This is a genomic window from Variovorax sp. PvP013 (genome assembly GCF_050435945.1).
Classification (GTDB): domain Bacteria; phylum Pseudomonadota; class Gammaproteobacteria; order Burkholderiales; family Burkholderiaceae_C; genus Variovorax.
Map to the genome: position 1 here is coordinate 43,412 of NZ_JBNDLF010000006.1, position 15,973 is coordinate 59,384.

17 protein-coding genes are annotated in these 15,973 nt (G+C 69.8%); 12 read left to right on the forward strand and 5 right to left on the reverse strand.

Annotation, left to right across the window (positions count from 1 at the left end):
• Nucleotides 1-111 precede the first annotated feature (111 nt).
• Together ABID77_RS16125 and ABID77_RS16130 are read left to right on the forward strand one after the other, a co-directional pair.
• On the forward strand, nucleotides 112-312 hold the full coding sequence (locus ABID77_RS16125) for a type II toxin-antitoxin system VapB family antitoxin (protein WP_429597955.1): 201 nt from the start codon (nucleotides 112-114) through the stop codon (nucleotides 310-312).
• Nucleotides 309-686 carry a type II toxin-antitoxin system VapC family toxin gene (locus ABID77_RS16130; RefSeq protein WP_429597957.1) on the forward strand — a complete coding sequence of 126 codons (378 nt, stop codon included), beginning with the start codon at nucleotides 309-311 and terminating at the stop codon, nucleotides 684-686. Before ABID77_RS16125 ends, ABID77_RS16130 begins: the two co-directional genes overlap by 4 nt.
• A 209-nt stretch (nucleotides 687-895) precedes the next feature.
• On the opposite strand, the gene ABID77_RS16135 is transcribed toward ABID77_RS16130, so the two are convergent.
• Together ABID77_RS16135 and ABID77_RS16140 are read right to left on the reverse strand one after the other, a co-directional pair.
• Entirely contained in the window at nucleotides 896-1,294 is a 399-nt protein-coding gene (locus tag ABID77_RS16135) for a hypothetical protein (RefSeq protein ID WP_429597959.1), read from the reverse strand.
• 485 nt (nucleotides 1,295-1,779) lie between these two features.
• Nucleotides 1,780-2,265, reverse strand: coding sequence for a MarR family winged helix-turn-helix transcriptional regulator (locus ABID77_RS16140; RefSeq protein WP_429597961.1), 486 nt, complete (start codon nucleotides 2,263-2,265; stop codon nucleotides 1,780-1,782).
• 42 nt (nucleotides 2,266-2,307) lie between these two features.
• On the opposite strand from ABID77_RS16140, the gene ABID77_RS16145 reads away from it, so the two are divergent.
• The 3 genes from ABID77_RS16145 (at nucleotide 2,308) to ABID77_RS16155 (ending at nucleotide 4,049) form a co-directional block, all read left to right on the forward strand.
• Nucleotides 2,308-2,742, forward strand: a complete 435-nt coding sequence (locus tag ABID77_RS16145) for a cupin domain-containing protein (RefSeq protein ID WP_429597963.1) — start codon at nucleotides 2,308-2,310, stop codon at nucleotides 2,740-2,742.
• Between the two features lie 451 nt (nucleotides 2,743-3,193).
• The gene (locus ABID77_RS16150; protein WP_429597965.1) at nucleotides 3,194-3,571 is read left to right on the forward strand and encodes a hypothetical protein; all 378 of its coding nucleotides are present in this window, start codon (nucleotides 3,194-3,196) and stop codon (nucleotides 3,569-3,571) included.
• A gap of 4 nt (nucleotides 3,572-3,575) precedes the next feature.
• A complete protein-coding gene (locus ABID77_RS16155) occupies nucleotides 3,576-4,049 on the forward strand; it encodes a hypothetical protein (RefSeq protein ID WP_429597967.1) in 474 nt (157 codons plus the stop codon).
• A 240-nt stretch (nucleotides 4,050-4,289) separates the two neighbouring features.
• Here the strand turns inward: ABID77_RS16155 and ABID77_RS16160 are convergent, their stop codons facing one another.
• From ABID77_RS16160 to ABID77_RS16170, 3 genes are read right to left on the reverse strand one after another with little or no spacing between them, the layout of a single operon-like run.
• Entirely contained in the window at nucleotides 4,290-6,125 is a 1,836-nt protein-coding gene (locus ABID77_RS16160) for a glycoside hydrolase family 15 protein (RefSeq protein WP_429597969.1), read from the reverse strand.
• Complete coding sequence (locus ABID77_RS16165) at nucleotides 6,122-7,033, reverse strand: SDR family oxidoreductase (protein WP_429598297.1); 912 nt, start codon at nucleotides 7,031-7,033, stop codon at nucleotides 6,122-6,124. The genes ABID77_RS16160 and ABID77_RS16165 overlap by 4 nt, the downstream gene beginning before the upstream one ends.
• Before the next feature lie 10 nt (nucleotides 7,034-7,043).
• A complete protein-coding gene (locus tag ABID77_RS16170; RefSeq protein WP_429597971.1) occupies nucleotides 7,044-7,403 on the reverse strand; it encodes a hypothetical protein in 360 nt (119 codons plus the stop codon).
• Nucleotides 7,404-7,450: 47 nt separating this feature from the next.
• On the opposite strand from ABID77_RS16170, the gene ABID77_RS16175 reads away from it, so the two are divergent.
• The 7 genes from ABID77_RS16175 (at nucleotide 7,451) to ABID77_RS16205 (ending at nucleotide 15,914) form a co-directional block, all read left to right on the forward strand.
• The gene (locus tag ABID77_RS16175) at nucleotides 7,451-8,827 is read left to right on the forward strand and encodes a substrate-binding domain-containing protein (protein ID WP_429597973.1); all 1,377 of its coding nucleotides are present in this window, start codon (nucleotides 7,451-7,453) and stop codon (nucleotides 8,825-8,827) included.
• 91 nt (nucleotides 8,828-8,918) lie between these two features.
• Nucleotides 8,919-10,025: a mandelate racemase/muconate lactonizing enzyme family protein gene (locus ABID77_RS16180; protein ID WP_429597975.1), complete on the forward strand. Its 1,107-nt coding sequence runs from the start codon at nucleotides 8,919-8,921 to the stop codon at nucleotides 10,023-10,025.
• Nucleotides 10,026-10,034: 9 nt separating this feature from the next.
• The gene (locus tag ABID77_RS16185) at nucleotides 10,035-11,030 is read left to right on the forward strand and encodes a tripartite tricarboxylate transporter substrate binding protein (RefSeq protein WP_429597977.1); all 996 of its coding nucleotides are present in this window, start codon (nucleotides 10,035-10,037) and stop codon (nucleotides 11,028-11,030) included.
• A gap of 10 nt (nucleotides 11,031-11,040) precedes the next feature.
• A complete protein-coding gene (locus ABID77_RS16190) occupies nucleotides 11,041-11,589 on the forward strand; it encodes a carboxymuconolactone decarboxylase family protein (protein ID WP_429597979.1) in 549 nt (182 codons plus the stop codon).
• A gap of 46 nt (nucleotides 11,590-11,635) precedes the next feature.
• Nucleotides 11,636-14,041, forward strand: coding sequence for an MBL fold metallo-hydrolase (locus tag ABID77_RS16195; RefSeq protein WP_429597981.1), 2,406 nt, complete (start codon nucleotides 11,636-11,638; stop codon nucleotides 14,039-14,041).
• Between the two features lie 76 nt (nucleotides 14,042-14,117).
• A complete protein-coding gene (locus ABID77_RS16200; protein WP_429597983.1) occupies nucleotides 14,118-14,894 on the forward strand; it encodes a tetratricopeptide repeat protein in 777 nt (258 codons plus the stop codon).
• Nucleotides 14,895-14,951: 57 nt separating this feature from the next.
• Nucleotides 14,952-15,914, forward strand: coding sequence for a Bug family tripartite tricarboxylate transporter substrate binding protein (locus ABID77_RS16205; protein ID WP_429597986.1), 963 nt, complete (start codon nucleotides 14,952-14,954; stop codon nucleotides 15,912-15,914).
• The last annotated feature ends 59 nt before the right edge of the window (nucleotides 15,915-15,973 follow it).

Genomic DNA, 15,973 nt, shown 5'->3' on the forward strand with positions numbered 1-15,973 from the left:
ATTTTCGATTCGTCGCGGGCTCGTCGGTCGCGCCCTCGGCGCGATCGCATCCGGTAGCCCGGCATGCCGGCTGGTTCCATATCGTCCATCAGATGATGATACATTTGATGCATGAGAACCACGATCAACATCGACGACGACCTGCTGTCCAAAGCCATCAAACTGACGGGTCCGCTGGACCGGTCGGCCGTCGTGCGGGAAGGCCTGAAGGCCTTGATCGAGCGGGAGAGCGCGCGGCGTCTCGCACGGCTCGGGGGGTCCGAACCTCAGTTGAAAGCGGTGCCCCGGCGGCGTGACGAGGCGTCGACTTGATCCTGGTCGACACGTCGGTCTGGATCGACCACCTTCGCAAGACCGATGCGCAACTCGCGACCGCGCTCGGGCAGGGCCGCGTCGTGACGCATCCGTTCGTGGTGGGCGAGGTCGCCTGCGGGAGTCTGCACAACCGTCCCTTGATCCTGGAACTGATGCGCGACCTGCCCACCGCCGTCGTCGCGGAGAACGACGAGGTGCTCGGCTTCATGGAGCGTCATCGCCTCCATGGCAGGGGAATCGGCTATGTCGACGTCCACTTGCTGGCGGCCGTGGCGTTGACCCCCGGATCGGTGCTGTGGACTCGGGACAGGAGGCTGCACGCGGCGGCCCAGGAACTCGACCTCGTCCACCCGGATGTCGGCCTTCATTGAGACCGCTCCTGTGCGAAGGGTTCGGAGTCGCCCCACGCCGCTGGGGCGACCCGCATGGTCTGGACCGAGCGGCCGCCGGCGCTGCGCCCGCGAACGCCGCTGTGGCGCCGTCGTGACGCCGATCGTCGCGACCACGGGCAGCCCGACCGGCCCGGCGTGGTTCCGGTGCCCGCTGACGGGCGGCGCGGCGGTCCCGGCCGACGTGAAGTTCAGTGGCCTTGGCCCGCCTGCTGAATGCCGTCGATGTCGCGTGCCAGTTCCACGGCCGCGACCACCTCGTGAACCGAGAGCGGCCCGGTCGTCTCGACCTCGCCCGCCATCAGGCTGGCCAACGCGTCCCGACCTGCACGTCCTGCCAGCCACGCGCAGGTCGACGCGATCGAGCCGCCACCGAACCTCGCGCGCAGGGCCTTCGAAGCGGCCCGGCTGACCTCGGCATACGCTTCCTGGCTCGTCGCCGCTGCCGCAGCCCGGACCACGAGACTGAATGCTTCGAGCTTTTCGACCTCGATGCCCAGGCGGCGGGCCTTGCCGGCGCTGTGGGCCTCGCAGCCGTGCAGCGCCGGTTCGGATGCTTCGGTGAAGAGCCGGATGTCCTGTCCTTCCACCCATCGGGCATCCGTGCGCGTCACGACCTCGACCGAACGACCCCTGGCCCGGGACGCTCGCCCGGCGGCCGCGCGGGCCGCATCACCCTGCGTCGGATGCCACACCAGCAGCGGCGCCGAAGGTTGTCCGTGGATGGCCCACCGGCCTGCAGAGTTCAGGCAACGCACATCGAGGCAAGGAAATCGAACGGCAGGTGGGAGACCCGGGGTGGCTCCGGGACGCTCGGCGAGTGAAAGAAGCAGGCAGGGGTCGGAGAAAGTCGGTGCGGTCATGTTCGAGGACCGTCGGCGATGCGGCGGTCTGAATTCGGAAAAGGCAACCCGGCCGGTGCCATGGGGATGGGGATCGGCCAGGAAGTCACGAGGTATCGCGAATGGTAGGCGGGGAAGGCCCGGCCGCGATGCCGCAAGGTCGGCTTCCGGCGCACGGCGACCCAGCGCCCGGGGCTCACGCCGCAGGGCACTCAAGCAAGAGACCGGGGCCGCTACCGCTCCGGAGAAGCGGGAGTCAACGCCTTGAGCACGTCGTAGAAGACGAGGAATGCCTCGGTGCCGATCCGCTGCCGCCACTCCTGCTCGATGCGGCGCACGGTCGCGCGCTGTATCCGGGCGACCGCCCAGCCCTTGTCCGTCAAGGTCACGCGTCGCGAGGCGCGGCCTTCGGCGGCGGTGCGCCGCAGATAACCCAGGTCCTCGAGCTGCGCCAGCAGGTAGTTCATCGCCTGCTTGGTCATGCCCGCACGTTGTGCCAGGTCCATGGGACGCTCGTTCTCGGGTGGCGGAAACCGCAGCACCTTGAAATGCGCGACGGTGATGTCGTCGTAGCCCGCCGCACCGATGGCGTCGCGGATGCGTCCTTCGACATAGGTCAGCGCATGGCGCAGCCGCGCGCCGACGAGCGGATCGCTGGCATCCGGGTCACCCGGAAAGTGCGGGGACAGCGTTTCGGGGGATTCACGTCGAGCGCACATAAAGTAAAGTGACTTTACCCTACAACCCCATGGAGTTTCGCGATGAACGCCACGACGCCCGATCCCATCACCATCGGCTCGCTGTCCATGCAGTTCCTGATCGACGGTCAGCGCACCACCGGGCACATAACCATGGCGCGGATGACCGTCCAGCCCCGCGCCAAGGTGCCGCCCGCGCATCGCCACGCCGACGTGGACGAGACCCTCTACATGCTCGAAGGCTCGCTGACCTACCGGGTGGACGACGAGGTGAGGATCCTCGAGGCGGGAGACCATTGCTTCTCGCCGCGGGGCAGCGTGCACCACTTCTCCAATCCCGGCGATGTCCCTGCGCGTGCCCTGGTGACGTTCTCTCCGGCGAACATCGGGCCCGACTACTTTCGCGAGATCGCGCATGTGTTCAGTGCCGGTGGCCCTCCCGACATGGCGACGATGACCGCGGTCATGAAACGCCACGGGATCGAACTGGCTGCTTGAACTCGTTGCCGCCTCGCTTCGTCGCCGGGTCCGGGCACCGAGCCCGCGATCGGCCTCGGTACGGCGCATGTCTGGATCCGGGACCCGGTCCGTGTGCGGCGACTCGGTCGGGACCACCGGCACCGGACCCGCACCGGCCGGTTCCACGACGCCCGCGAGTTCGCTGCGCGACGTCCTTCGACCACCCTCCCCATGGGATCGGCGATGCGCCGCTCGGACGCGTCGCCGGTCCAAGACGACATCCGGCGCAGACGGCTGCGCAATCCGTGCCGTATTCCTCATCTCGCGATGGACCCTGCTCCTGCGATGTGAGAGCATTCAAGTAACACTTAATCATTCACCCTTGTCGGCACGTGCCTGGTGCCGACCGTGGACCGATCACGTGGATGCCGGCTGCGGCCGTCGATGGACCGATTTCACGACGTCGGGCCCTTTTGCCCGAGTGCGAGCCATGTCACCCACCATCCCGTTCGTCGCGGTGCTCCACGGTACCGCCGTGGCCTTCGTCGCGGTCATGACGCGCAGCCGGACTCGGGCCGCCACCGCAACCGTCGTCGCGGCAGGCATGGGCCCGGTCACCGGACATCCCGGTCATGCCGTGGTCGACGGGCTCGCCGGCGCCGGCGCGCCGTGCGTCCGTCGGAACGGGCGCCTCCCGCGCGGGAGGAACCTGAAGTCGGTCCAGGCGATGCCCGCTGCAGCGGCGCGGCCGGCCCGGTCGCGCCGGGTGAATGGCGTCGTGCGCGGCGGCACGCTGGCGGCGGTGGTGACGGCCCTGTGCGGGGGAGCGGTCCATCGATCGGTCGGGGCGTCCTTTCTTTCCGCGTAGATCCATGCGACTCCCTGTTTTTCCGGTCCTCGGCACCTTGCTGTTCGTCGCCGTCTTCGGCCCCTTCGCGCTGATGGTCGCCGGCCCCGCGCTGACCGGCGACCCCGATGCGGCCCAGGTGGGGCTGTACCTGCTGCTCAGTGTCAACCCGATCGCCATTCCCTCGCTGCTTTTCCTGCTGGGAGTTGCGTGGGCCATCCGGTCCTGGACGACGCTTCCGGTGTCCCGGCCGCCCGAGGTGACGCCCGCGCCACGCCCGCAACCGCAACCACGACCGCAACCTCGAGCGCCCCGTCGGACGTCCCGTTCCGCCATGGCCCCTTCGGCGCGGCGAACCACTGGCGATCGCGACGTGGTCATCGACGTGGTGGCCGTCCGGGCCCCCGTCCGGGCCGGTTCATGCGACGGCCCCCGGTTGCCGGCGCCCGCCACGGCGCGTCCGGCCATCTGCTTCCAACCCGGAGACCGGCGGGCGTGACGTCTGCGGCGTGCGGTCGGCAGCGTCCATGCCCGTCGGCATGCCGGCGTCCGGCGAGAGGGTCGGCAGAAGGAGACGGCCCGCTCCGTCCCCGCCGGGGCATCGACACGGCGTTCGAGGCCGACCTGGGACCTCTGCGGCGAACAGATCGCGCGTGCGACGGAATGGGCCTTGCGTGCGCTCGTCGCCGACCGCCGCGCGTGGGCATCCCGCTCGACCGATGAGGCGCCGAGCCGACCGCTAGGCCGTCCTCGCGAGCGTGTCCAGCGCCATCACGTGGGCGAGATGGGACAACCCCTGTGGCAGGTTGCCCCGCATCGAGCCGTCGACCGGGTCGACCATTTCCGCGAACACGCCGACCCCCTGCGGGAGGGCGTCGCCCATGGCCCGGAGCGACGCCAGCGCGGCGTCGCGCTGCCCCAGCAACGCGCGGGCCTCGACCATCCAGAACGAGCAGGCGAGGAAGCAGGCCTCCTCCTTGTCGACGTCGCTGTAGCGGTAGTGGAAAGCGCCCTTGCCGAGGTGGCGGTCGATGGCGTCGAGCGTCTTCGCCAAGCGGTCGCGACCGTCGAAGCGGAAGCGCACCGCCAGCGCCAGGGACGCATCGAGCTTTCCGGAGCCCGGGTAGAACTCATAGGACTGGAGGGTTTCCGACCAGCAGTGCTCGCCGATCCAGGCCTCGATGCGGTCGCGCTCGCGGCACCAGCGGTCCCGGCAGGTGGTGGGCAGCTGGCCGCCGTCGGCCAGTTCCACCGCACGGGCGAGAGCCTGCCAGCAGCTGATCTTCGAGTTCGTGTAGTGCTGGGGCTCGGCCAGCTCCCAGATGCCCGAGTCCTTCTGGCGCCAGCAATCGGCGCACAGGTCGGCCAGGCGCGAGAGCAGCTGGGCGCTGGCCGAATCCAGGATGTTGCCGCCCTCCACGAAGCGCGAGGCGGTCTCGAAGATGTCGCCGAAGACGCCGTGCTGGCGCTGCGAGGTGGCGTCGTTGCCGATCTGCACCGGGCGCGAGCGCCGGTAACCGGGCACGTCGATGGTCGTGGTCGGCGGGACCTGCCGGCCCTGCAAGGTGAAGCAGACCTGCGGTCCGTGCTCCTCCAGCCGCTTGAGCAGCCAGGTGAAGGCGGCCTTGGCCTCGCCGAGCGCGCCGGCGGCCAGGAAGGCCTTGACCGTGTAGCCCGCATCGCGCACCCAGGCGTACCGGTAGTCGTAGTTCTTGGCGCCGCCGATGCCTTCGGGCAGCGAGGTCGTGGCGGCGGCGGCGATGGCCCCGGTCGGCGAGTACAGCAGCAGCTTGAGCGCCAGCGCGCTGCGCAGGAACTGCGCCCGCGTGCCTCCCGCGTGCTCGAGACGCCGCGCCCAGACCTTCCATTCGTTGTCGGACACGTCGATGCGGTCGTCGAGGTCCTCGACGGTGGGGATGACCAGGGGCTCGTCCTCGCCCGCGACGATGGCGACGATCTCGCGCGTGCCGGCGCGGACCTCCAGGCGACCGACCACGCCTTCGTCGGACCGCTCCACCGCGACGCCCGCGCTGTGCAGCAGCAGGCCCAGCACCCGTCCGACGTGGAACACCGCGTGCGGCCCGGTCTTCGAGTGATACGGGCTCACCGCGTCGGCACGCCGGCTGAACAGCACGCGCAGGTCGAACCGGACCGTGCCCTCGATGCCCTCGACGCGGCGGGCCAGTTCGGCCCACGGCAGACGCCCGGCCGTGCCGCTGTTGAGCGACTCGGTCAGCCGCGCGACGCCGGTGTCGGTGACGAAGGTCGTCTCCAGCACGTTGCTGTCGTCGCGATAGCGATGCGTGGCGGTGAACGCGCGATCCGGCGCCAGCTCGAAGCGACCGCCTTGCTCCGGATCGAGCAGCCGGTTGAACAGCGGCGGCGAGTCGAGGTTGGGGACGCACCACCAGTCGATGGAACCGTCGATGCCCGCGAGCGCGACGGAGCGACCGTCGCCCAGGACGCCATAGTCCTCCAGCGGCAGGTAACCGTCCGACCGGAGCGAGGACGGGGATCTGTCGGACGCTGGGTCGGGCGCCGCGTGTCGGAGGTCGTCGCGCGTCGGCCCGCTCACGCCACGCCGGCGCCGCCGGTGATGCCGTAGACCTCGCCGTTGATGAAGCTGCCTTCCTGGCTCGCCAGCAGCACGTAGATCGGCGCGACCTCCACGGGCTGGCCGGGACGGCCGTATTCGCTCTCGGCGCCGAACTTGGCGACCTTCTCCGGCGGCTGGCCGCCCGAGGCCTGCAGGGCGGTCCAGAACGGTCCGGGCGCCACGACGTTGGCGCGGATGCCCTTCTTGAGCAACTGCTTGGACAGCGCCTTGGTGTAGGCCACGATGCCCGCCTTGGTGGTCGCGTAGTCGAGCAGGATCGCCGAGGGATCGTAGGCCTGGACCGAGGCGGTGGTGATGACCGACGCACCCGCGGGCAGGTGCGGCACGGCGGCCTGGGCGATCCAGTGCATCGCGTACAGGTTGGTCTTCATGGTCTGGTCGAAGTCCTCCGACGTGACCTTGGCGATGTCCTCGCGGTTCTGCTGGTGCCCGGCGTTGATGACCAGGATGTCTAGCCCGCCGAACTGCGCCACGGTCTTGGCGACGAGCTCGCGGCACCAGGCCTCGTTCGTGATGTCGCCCGGCAACGCGAGGGCCTGGCGGCCTTCGGCCTCGATCAGCTGGATGACTTCCTGCGCGTCGGTCGTCTCGGACGCGAGGTAGGAGATGGCGACGTCCGCGCCTTCGCGGGCGAACGCGATGGCCGCGGCGCGGCCGATGCCGCTGTCGCCGCCGGTGACGAGGGCCTTGCGGCCCTTGAGTCGGCCCGAGCCCTGGTAGCTGGTCTCGCCGTGGTCGGGAACCGGGTCCATCTTCGAGGCCAGGCCGGGCACCGGCTGCGGCTGGCGCGGGAATGGCGGCTGGGGGTACTGGGTGCGGGGGTCCTGCATGGAAAGGCGATCTGACAAGGTCTGCTCCGATGAGATTGAACGACGGTCATCGTCTCGGCGCCGCGACACCGGCCATGGCGGCGAATCCTCCGTACGGACGTAGGAACGTCGCACTTGCGAGGTAGGTGGCCTGCGGTTCGGAGGTGCGGCGGGGGCACGGCGTCGGCCGGGACGGCTGCACGTCGACAAGGGCTGCCACTCCCATCGCCGTCGCGCGCATCGCGAGCGTCGTGGCATTCGGGATCGCCTCGCCCGCCGGCGCATCGCGCGCGAGGACCGGCTCGGGCGCCGGCGCCGGATCGTCGCGGATCGGGTGCGCCACGACGGTGTCGGTTGATTTCGACGACCACGCGCGCCCGTTCCGAAAACCGGCAGGTTTGATGGGATGATAGATGGGATCGAACACGCTCCCGAAGAAGTCGCCGCATGCCTCGCCAAGCCAAGAAACTGTCCATGGAAGAGATCCGATCCATCCACGCGGTCGGCATGACCGCCGTGGGAGGCGCCGCCGGCCTCTACCTGCGGGTGAGCAGGAGCGGGGCGCGGTCCTGGATCGTGCGCTTGTCCGTCGATGGGAAGCGGAGGGACATGGGACTGGGGGGCTGCGATGCGGTGACGCCCGACCAGGCGCGTGAACGAGCGCTCACCGCCCGGATGCAGGCCCTCGGCGGCGAAGACCCCATCGTGCTGCGCCGGCGCTCCACGGGCAGGGCAGCCACGCGACGCCGCCGGACCGGCCCGACCGGATCGACCGGCCCGGACCTCCAGCCGGTTGCGGCCCCCACCGCCCGTGCATCGGCGCCGGAGCCCCGGCGGGGACGCGCGAGCGGTGCGGTCACGCTCTCGGACGTGGCCAAGCTGGCCGGGGTGTCGTTGATGAGTGCTTCGCGCGCGCTGAACTCGCCTTCGCGAGTGTCGAACGAGATCCGTTCGAGCGTGCTTGCCGCGGTGAAGGAGACCCGGTATGTCGCCAACCAGGTGGCATCGAGCCTGGCATCGCGACGCAGCCGCCTGGTGGCGGCCATCGTGCCGTCGGTGGCCGGTCCGGTCTTCCAGGCCATGGTGCAGTCCTTGATCACCGAACTGGGCGTCCACGGCTACCAGCTGATGCTGGGCCAGGGCGGTTACGGCGTCCAGGAGGACGACGCACTGCTCAACGCCATCATCGGACGCCGGCCCGACGGCCTGGTGCTGGGCGGCGTCGTGCCGTCGGACGCCGGCAGGCTGCGGTTGCGTGCCTCGGGCATCCCCGTGGTGGAGACGTGGGACATGGTCGGCGCGCCCATCGACATGCTGGTGGGCTTCTCCCACGAGAAGATCGCGACGGCCGTGGCCGACCTGCTGCTCGATCGCGGACGCACCCATCTCGCCTTCGTCGGTGGCAACCACGCGCGCGCGCTCAGGCGGGCCCAGGCGTTCGTCGATGCCGCGCGCCGGCACGACGGCCGGTGGCCGGCGGCCGCCGGCGTGGTGACCGTGGCGGTGGATGCCCCGGCAGGCGTGCGAAGCGGTCGCGACGCCTTGAAGGACATCCTGCGGCGCCAGCCGCAGACGGACGCCGTCTTCTGCAGTTCGGATTTCCTGGCGCTCGGCGTCCTGACCGAAGCCGTCGCCATGGGCCTGCGGGTGCCGCGCGATCTGGCCGTGGTGGGTTTCGGCGATCTGCCGTTCGCCGCCGACGTCTCCCCGGCGATCACCACGGTCCAGGTCAACGACATCGCGATCGGCCGGCACGCGGCCCGGTTCATCATCCAGCGCGCCGGCAGCGATCCTTCGCCCGGCCGCGTCGTGGACGTCGGCTTTTGCATCGTCGAGCGCGAGAGCGCCTGAGGGCAAACCCCGGGGTGCACGTGCAGATGCAGACACTACCATCCACCTATCCTTGATAGCGCTATCAGAAGCCCATTACCTGAGAACCCCGATGTCGACGAACATTCGCTCGATCACCTGCCTGCCGCTGCGGCTTCCTTTCGATCACGGGGGACCGGCACCCAGGTTCGCCGGCCGTGTCAGGACCACCCTCGACAGTTGCCTGGTGCGGGTCGAGCTCGAGAACGGGGTCGTGGGCTGGGGCGAGTCGTACGGCGCGCAGCTCGACGCCGTGGCGGCCATCTTCGCAGGCCGCATCGCGCCGCTGGCGGTGGGGCGCGACGCCACCGATCGCAGCCTGACATCGACGCTGGAGCGCACCCTGCACAACATGGGTCGCTCCGGTCCCGTGATCCACGCCCTCGGCGGCCTCGACATCGCCCTGTGGGATTCGCGCGCCAAGCTCGAGGGCGTGCCGCTGTATCGGCTGCTCGGCGGCGCCCGCCGCCTGGACATCCCGGCCTATGCCTCCTTGCTGCAGTACGACGGCGACACGGAACTGATCCGGCGCAACGTCGAGCGTTCGCTGCGCGCGGGCTACGGCCAGGTCAAGCTGCACGAGCGCACGACCGAGTCGGTGGCGGCGGCGCGCGCGGCCATGGGACCGGAGACCGTCCTGATGGTGGACACGAACTGCGCCTGGACGGCCGATACGGCGACCGAAGCCGTCCGGGCCATGGCGCCCTTCGATCCGTTCTGGATCGAGGAACCCCTCTGGCCGCCCGAGGACATCGGGGCCCTGAAGGCATTGCGCGCCGCCACCGGCATCCCCACGGCCGTCGGAGAGAACGCCAGCAGCCTGCATGAACTGCGGCAACTCGTCGCCGACGAAGCGGTGGACTACCTGCAGCCCAGCGCCATCAAGGCCGGTGGCGTCTCGGCGCTGTGGCAGCTCTCGCGCGACTGCGCGGACAGCCGGGTGCGTTTCGCACCGCAGTCGGCCTTCTTCGGGCCGGGCTTCCTGGCCACCCTCCACGTGCTCGCGGCGCAGGAGGACGACGCGGTGGTCGAACGCCTGTACTGCGACCTGGCGTTCTCGCCCTACAGCCGCTCCATTCCGTTCGCGAACGGCGCGTTTCGTCTGACGGATCTGCCGGGACTGGGCGCGGATCCGGCCGATGAGGACGACCTGGTCGCCTTCGTCCATCGAACCTCCTAGGAAATCCCCATGCCCGATTGCTCCCGTCGCCAGTGGCTCGAGGCCGCCGTGCTCGTCGCGCTGGCAGGCGCTGCCGGTCTTCCCCTGCGGTCCCGGGCGCAAGGCGCGAGCAAGGGCCCCGTCAAGATCATCGTGCCCTACGCAGCGGGTGCGTCCACCGACACGCTCTCGCGCCTGATGGCGCAGGCCTTGGGCGAAGCCACCGGCGCCACCTACATCGTCGACAACCGCGGCGGCGCCGGAACCCAGATCGGCACCAAGGCGATCGCCGGTGCGGCACCCGACGGGCAGACCCTGGGGTTCATCGACACGGCATTCGCCATCAATCCGGGCCTGCTCGGTGCCGCGTTGCCCTACGACACCGGACGCGACTTCGTGCCGATCTCCCTGATGGCCACCGCGCCGCTGGTGCTGGTCGTCCACGGTTCCGTGCCCGCGAAGACGATCCGCGATTTCGTGGCGCTGGCCAAGGCCAGGCCGGGAACGCTGAACTACGGCTCGGCCGGCGTCGGCAGCGCGCCGCACCTGGCCGGCGAGCAGCTCCGCAATGCCGCTGGCATCGACATCAACCACGTGCCCTATCGCGGGGGCGCCACGGTGCTGACGGACCTGATCGGCGGCCAGATCCAGTTCGGTTTCACCACCGTGCCGACCATGATCGACCACATCCGTGCCGGCACCGTGCGGGCGCTGGCGGTGACCGGCAACGCCCGGGCCGCGCAATTGCCCGACGTGCCGTCGATGGCCGAGTCGGGGCTGGCCGCCGTCGATGCGACGCCCTTCTTCGGACTCATCGGGCCGGCGAGGCTGGCGCAGTCGACCGTGGCGCAACTGGCGACGGCCGCCTCCGCCGCGGTCCGTTCGGGTCCGCTCAACCAGCGGTTGCTCGAACTGGGCTTCATTCCCGTCGGCAGCACCGCCGACGCGTTCAAGGTCCGGCTCGATCGGGAGATCGCCAAGTGGGCCGACGTGATCAAGGCCGGCAACATCAAACCCAACGCCTGAGGTCGCACCGTTGGACGACGCTTCCGATCGGTTCCCGGCACCCGACAGGCAGGCCCTCGATGCAGCGCAGCGCCAGGTCTGCGACCTCATCGAACGACGCCGGGGTCGTCTGCCCGCACCGTACACGGCCCTGCTGCGCAGCCCGGCCGTCGCCGAGGCCTTCGACCAGCTCTCCGGAGCGCTTCAGCAAGGGACCTTGCCTCCCGGCGTCCTGGAGGCCGTGTTCCTGATGAATGCGCGGCGGCACCGCTGCCGGTACCTCTGGATCAACCACGTCGACAAGGCGCGCCATGCCGGTCTGGACGACGACGCCGTGGATGCGCTGGGTCGGGGTTCGATTCCCGAGGGACCGGCGGCCGTGCGCGTCGCCGCGCGTTTCGAGCGGTCGCTGGCCGAAGAGCACGGCGTGCCCCAGGCGCTCTACGACGACGTGGCCGCCGAGTTGGGGCCGCGCGGCCTGGTGGACCTCACGGTCTTCTGCGGTTTCGCATCCTCGGTGGCGCTCATCCTCAACGTTCGCCAGCCAGCAGCCCCCGCAGGCGTCGAGGCACCGTTCTGAAGACCGGTCCGGTTCGCAAACAGCAATTTCCAAAGGAGACATTCCAATGAACATATCGACAACCTGCTGGCGTCTGATGCCCACGGTGATCGCTTCTGCGGCACTCATGGCTTGTGGCGGTGACGGAGGCAATGGTTCGGCGGCCGACACAGGCACCACCAACCCGCCGACGGCCGGCACGGGCACGTCGCCCGGCGGCACTCCACCCGGCGGCACGACGCCGGTGCGGACCAAGGCGTTCCGCGCCGCCGGCCTGGTGACCGCGGCACCCACCGTGCAGACCAACGCCTCGGGGGGCCAGACGGTGTCGGTGGCCGTGCTTGCCCAGGACGGTGCGAGGACCCTCACCACGGCCGCGGTCGCGCCCGCGCAGGCCGCCGTCATCCAGGCGAGCCTGGTGCCGGGCCATCTCGTGGACTGGCTGCCCTCGGCCAGCGACCCGAACGGGGTGCAGGTCGTCGGCGACGCGGCGGGCACCTTCAACGTGATCCTGGCCAAGGGCACTTCCACCGCGGCGCAGTTCAACCTGCAGAAGTACGGCGCCGCCGTCACCCGCAACGCCGATGCGCCCGGACCCATGGTGGCCGCGGGCTGGGTCTACGGCAAGACGGGTTCCACCGTCACCGTGGGCGACGGCTCCATCGTCACCGCCGACCAGGCCGGCCGCGCGTACGCGACGCCCATCAAGCGCTACGAGGAGACCTACACCCTGGCGGCCGACGCCAGGGTCTTCAACGTCAACACCGCCAGCTACGGGCAGAGCGGCGCATCGACGCTCGCGGCGCTGCCGGTCACGGCGGACTACCGCTACAGCACCACGGCGCGCCAGGCCGCCTACCTGGTCTTCGACGACAACCACGAGAACGCCGCGACCGCCAAGGTCGCCGCCATCTGGTACTTCACCCCGCAGTCCACCAGCGACGGCAAGCCGGTGTGGGACGTGCCCACGCTGAGCACCATGCTGGCCGACAAGGGCACCGACCCGGTCTCGGGCCAGCCCTACGCCAGCATCAACGCGACCGGCGTCACCGCCGCGCCCTACACGCGCAGCACCGAGCCCTTCGAGATGGTGAAGAACACCATGTACTACGTGGGCGACAACGAGGTGGCCTCGTACCTGCTCAAGGCCGACATGGGCACCGCCGATCCCGCCGACGACAAGGTCATCAAGATCGACGCCGGCTGGGCCAACAGCGGCTACCAGTACTGGAAGAACCTGGAACTGATGGGCGTGGATCCGCGTTCGGTCACCGACATCTGGCTGACCCACGGCCACGGCGACCACTACGGCACGGTGGTCGAGCAGCTCAGGATGATGGACAACGCCGGCAAGCCGATCAACCTGTGGGCGTCGAGGGAAGACGTGCTGGGCGTCAAGACCGACCTGCAGGGCAACACCTTCGACATCGCCGGGGCCCTGCCGGCCACCGAGACCGTCATCCGGGCGCGCACCAACAACTACTACGTCTACGACAAGTGGTACGACTACGGCAACGTGCAGATCATGGTGATCTGGTCGCCCGGCCACACGCCCGGCACGACCAACATGCTGTTCCGGGTCAAGAACCCGACCGACGGCAGGTTCTACACCTTCGGCTACCACGGCGGCTACGGCTTCAACGGCCTGAACTCGCCCACGGCGGCCAATGGCTGGCTGCGCCTGTCGTTCCAGCACGGCTTCAGCTACCTGCAGAACACCGTCGACGTCGACCTGGTGTCGCCCCAGCACACCAACCAGTTCCCGATCGTCGAGGTGTACCAGGCGCTCAAGGCCTACAACCGCGATCCGGCCAACGTCGGCCGCCAGCTGACCATGCTCGACGCGATGCGCTCCAGGGTGTTCGATTCGCCGGTCGTCGATGGCGTCAACATCACCGGCGAGTTCTCCAACCAGCTGGAGAAGCGGCGCTCGGTGGCGTCCTACCGCGCGAGCGATGCGGCCAACGCCACCTACAAGAGCATCGAGACCTCCGGGCCCTTCAAGCCGGGTCGCGAGAACGGCCTGACCAACGTCAGCGCCAAGGTGCTCGATGGCGGCAGGATCATCCAGGGCTTCGTCGGGCCGCAGAACAAGAACCCGGCCATCCCGCTGCTGGCCAACGGCGTGGTGACGTCGACCGACAACTACGTCAACGACCCGACCGGCTTCTACGTGCAGGTCGCCATCGACGTCAAGGACACCGTGTACAAGGGCTTCCTGCCCCAGGGCTACGCGCAGTTCAGCCCCGGCCTGAACGCCACGGTGACCTACAACGCGGGTCCGGTCGAGTCGGTGCATGCGGCCCGGGGCACCTTCCACCCGCCGGAGGTCCTGCGGACCCAGCGCCTGAACAGCCTGGCCGATGCGCAGGCGGTGCTGGCGACCCTGACCCAGGGCCGCGACGTGACCGTCTCGCTCACGCCGGCCAGCGAGATCGTGGTCCCGGCCGACGTGCGCCAGACCTTCCGCTGATGGCCGGCCTCGACGCCGCCACGGCCCGGGCCGTGGCGACCTCCGCCCGGGACGCCGACGCATGCGGCGGTCGCCCATGACGGCTTCGGTCTCCCGGCCCCTCGCGCGCCTCGTGCGACGGGCCTGCCTCCTCGCCCTCGCAGGCGCGATCGCCGCCACGGCGGCCACCGCCCAAACCGTCGAGACCACGCTCGAGCGATGGACCCGGCAGGCCGAGGCAGGCGACGCGTCGGCCCACCACGAACTCGCGCGCCACTACGACGGGCAGACGGGCCAGGCGTTCGACCGGAAGCGCTCGCTCGACCACCTGCAGCGCGCCGCCCGCAGCGGCCACGTTCCGGCCCAGGTCGACCTGGCATTCCGATACCTCAACGGCAGCGAGATCCTGCCCGCCGATCCGGCCCAGTCCTTCCGGTGGTTCTCCTCGGTCGCTTCCCGCGGCTCGACCATCGCCGATTGCATGCTCGCCGACTTCCATCGCGACGGCCGGGGCGGGGCGCGGCAGGACGACAGGAAGGCCTTCGAGCTGTACCGACGCACGGCCACGACCTCGGACCCCTGCGCGCGCAAGTCCCAGTACGAGCTCTACCGCATGCACGAGGCCGGCCGGGGAACCCCGAAGAACCTCGCGGTCGCGGTGGGGTGGCTGAAGAAGTCGGCGCAGGCGGGCAACCCCATCGCCCAGGCGGCCCTGGGCCGCGCCTATCTCCAGGGCAGGGGCCTGCCCAGGAGCGAGGAGGAGGGCCGGTACTGGCTGAAGCAGTCGCGCAAGGGCGTGGCGCCACACGACGACGACGATCACGACGACGACGTGAAGTCCGATGCGCAGGGCGGCGCGCATCGACATCCCTGATCGACGCAGCTCGGTCACGGATCCCCCGATCCACTTTCGAACTCACGGAGCAATTGCATGAAACGATTCCTCGGCATCCTGGTCTTGGGCACCGCCGCTGCGGCGAGCGCGTACGCGCAGGCCTGGCCCTCGAAACCGGTGACCCTGGTGGTGCCCTTTCCCGCCGGCGGCTCCACCGACAGCGTGGCCCGGGCCATCGGTCCGAAGCTGACCAACACCCTGGGCCAGCCCTTCCTGGTCGACAACAAGGCCGGAGCGACGGGGACCATCGGCGCCACGCAGGTCAAGCGCGCGGCTCCCGACGGCGCCACCTTCCTGGTGACCTCGCTGGGACCGCTGGTCATCGCCCCGCACCTGATCAAGGGCCTGCAGTACGACGCCCTCAAGGACTTCGACACCATCACCGTGGCCGTGCAGGCGCCCAACGTGCTCGTCGTGCCGGCGAACTCCCCGCACCACTCGGTGGCCGACGTGATCGCCCACGAGAAGAAGAACCCCGGCAAGATGACCTTCGCCTCGTCGGGCAACGGTTCGAGCGACCACCTGACCGCCGAGCTGTTCTGGCAGCAGACCGGCACCACGGGGCTGCACGTCCCCTACAAGGGCGGGGCGCCGGCCATCACGGACCTGCTCGGCGGCCAGGTCGAGGGGTCCTTCCAGAACGTGAACGCGGTCGTGCAGAACATCCGGGCCGGCAAGCTCAAGGCGCTGGCGGTGACCGGCGACAAGCGCTCTCCCGTGCTGCCCGACGTGCCGACCATGGCCGAGGCCGGTGTCAAGGGCGTGGATGTGTACTCGTGGCAGGCCATCGTGGCGCCCAAGGGACTGCCGGCGGACGTCCGCGACAAGGCCCACGAGACGATGACGGCCGCGTTGAAGGACCCCGCCATCCGCAAGCAGTTCACGGACATCGGCCTGGAGGTCGTGGCCAACACGCCGGCCCAGTTCGCGGCCTTCCAGCAACAGGAGTTCGCCCGCTGGAAGAAGGTCATCGAGGCCGGAAAGATCACGATCGACTGAGCCTGGATCGTCCGACGGCCGAGGTTCGCAGATCCAGGGCTGCGCATCGGCAGCCGATC

Excerpts from the sequence above, each read along its gene's own strand:
- ABID77_RS16200 (WP_429597983.1), top strand. The coding sequence starts at position 14,118 with ATGACGGCTTCGGTCTCCCGGCCCCTCGCGCGCCTCGTGCGACGGGCC.
- ABID77_RS16145 (WP_429597963.1), top strand. The coding sequence starts at position 2,308 with ATGAACGCCACGACGCCCGATCCCATCACCATCGGCTCGCTGTCCATG.
- ABID77_RS16150 (WP_429597965.1), top strand. The coding sequence starts at position 3,194 with ATGTCACCCACCATCCCGTTCGTCGCGGTGCTCCACGGTACCGCCGTG.
- ABID77_RS16185 (WP_429597977.1), top strand. The coding sequence starts at position 10,035 with ATGCCCGATTGCTCCCGTCGCCAGTGGCTCGAGGCCGCCGTGCTCGTC.
- ABID77_RS16205 (WP_429597986.1), top strand. The coding sequence starts at position 14,952 with ATGAAACGATTCCTCGGCATCCTGGTCTTGGGCACCGCCGCTGCGGCG.
- ABID77_RS16125 (WP_429597955.1), top strand. The coding sequence starts at position 112 with ATGAGAACCACGATCAACATCGACGACGACCTGCTGTCCAAAGCCATC.
- ABID77_RS16195 (WP_429597981.1), top strand. The coding sequence starts at position 11,636 with ATGAACATATCGACAACCTGCTGGCGTCTGATGCCCACGGTGATCGCT.
- ABID77_RS16180 (WP_429597975.1), top strand. The coding sequence starts at position 8,919 with ATGTCGACGAACATTCGCTCGATCACCTGCCTGCCGCTGCGGCTTCCT.
- ABID77_RS16155 (WP_429597967.1), top strand. The coding sequence starts at position 3,576 with ATGCGACTCCCTGTTTTTCCGGTCCTCGGCACCTTGCTGTTCGTCGCC.
- ABID77_RS16175 (WP_429597973.1), top strand. The coding sequence starts at position 7,451 with ATGGAAGAGATCCGATCCATCCACGCGGTCGGCATGACCGCCGTGGGA.
- ABID77_RS16140 (WP_429597961.1), bottom strand. The coding sequence starts at position 2,265 with ATGTGCGCTCGACGTGAATCCCCCGAAACGCTGTCCCCGCACTTTCCG.